Annotated in this window: 2 protein-coding genes; one reads left to right on the plus strand and one right to left on the minus strand. The window is 69.6% G+C overall.

Annotation, left to right across the window (positions count from 1 at the left end; all coding sequences use genetic code 11):
• On the plus strand, positions 1-468 hold a 468-nt coding region (locus ACIQVZ_RS42485), incomplete at its 5' end, for a Scr1 family TA system antitoxin-like transcriptional regulator (protein ID WP_402458565.1).
• Between the two features lie 36 nt (positions 469-504).
• Here ACIQVZ_RS42485 and ACIQVZ_RS42490 read toward each other — a convergent pair.
• Positions 505-1,329: an SAM-dependent methyltransferase gene (locus tag ACIQVZ_RS42490; RefSeq protein ID WP_402458567.1), complete on the minus strand. Its 825-nt coding sequence runs from the start codon at positions 1,327-1,329 to the stop codon at positions 505-507.
• Positions 1,330-1,358 lie beyond the last annotated feature (29 nt).

The following is a 1,358-nucleotide window of genomic DNA, read 5'->3' on the forward strand; positions in this document are numbered from 1 at the left end:
GGCCTGCGGGCCGAGCGCCGTGCCCGGTTCGTGCAGCGGCTGGCCACCGACCGGCCCAGGGTGTGCTTCCTCATCGACGAGGCCGTGCTCCGCATGGACTACGGCTACCCCGAGGTGCTGATCGACCAGCTGAAGGCGGTGCTCGACGTCGTGGACGACCGGGGCGTGTCGGCCGGCATCCGGGTGATGACGGCGCAGGCTCCCCTGGCCGTCCCCGTGAGCACCCTGATCCGCGTGGGCTTCCGCACGTCGCTCACGGACTCCGTCCCCGACGTGATCTACCACGAGGCGGGCCGCACGGCTTCCTTCCACCGTGGCTCGCTGGCCGGGGTCGAAGAGGTGGCCGACCTCGACTACGTGGACCTCGACGACGTCGTCGACAACGTGCTCCTGCGGGCCCCCGGGTACCGGGACAGCCGCCGGCTCGTCGAGACCGCCCTGATGGAGGCCCAGCTCCGCCTGAAGTAGCGGGGCCGGGCCGGACGGCGGGTGGCCGCGCCCGGGTCAGACGACTCGGGCGAGCCCGCCGAACTCCCACATTTCGCGGGTCTCCTGCCGGGCCGGGGCCTGGTCATCGCGGCGCCAGTCGGTGACGTCCATCAGGCCGGGGGGCTCGACGACGAGCCTGTCGATGTCGAAGTAGCGGTGGACGTCGGCCTCGGTGCGCACGCGGCCCCACTTGCCTCCGGTGTCCTCCTGCATCTGGGAGGTCACCTTGTCGCTGACGTCGGGGTCGTCGCTGACCAGTTGGCAGACCACCACGACGCTGCCCGGCACGAGCAGGTCCACGGTGCGCTGGACGATCGCCTTCGGGTCGCCGTTGTCCCGGTCGGGGACGCAGTGGAGCACGGAGACGAAGAGGGCGGCGACCGGCTGGCTCAGGTCGATCCGTCCCTGAAGGCCGTCCACGATCCGGTCCGTGTCCGCTATGTCGGCGTTGAGGATCACCGCGCTCGGGCTCTCGTCCAGCAGTGCCCGGCCGTAGGCCAGGACCATGGGATCGTTGTCGACGTACAGCACGCGCGCGTCCGGGTGGACGGCCTCGGCGACCTCGTGGACGTTGCGCTGGGTGGGCAGGCCCGAGCCGTGGTCGATGAACTGCCGGATCCCGTAGGCCTGGGCGATGTACCTGGTGATCCTGATCAGGAACGCGCGGTTGTTGAGTGCAAGCTCTCGGCTGCTGGGTACGGTCTTCAGAAGTTCCTCGACCGCCCTGCGGTCTGCATGGTAGTTGCGGTTCCCCCCGAGCAGGAAGTCGTACATGCGGGCCGCACTTGGCCTGCTCCTGTCAATGGGCTCCTGCCACTCGTCGCCTTCATTCTGCTTCACCCGCTACCCCTTGCGTTGATGCGAACTGC

Source organism: Kitasatospora sp. NPDC098663 (assembly GCF_044760075.1).
Classification (GTDB): domain Bacteria; phylum Actinomycetota; class Actinomycetes; order Streptomycetales; family Streptomycetaceae; genus Kitasatospora.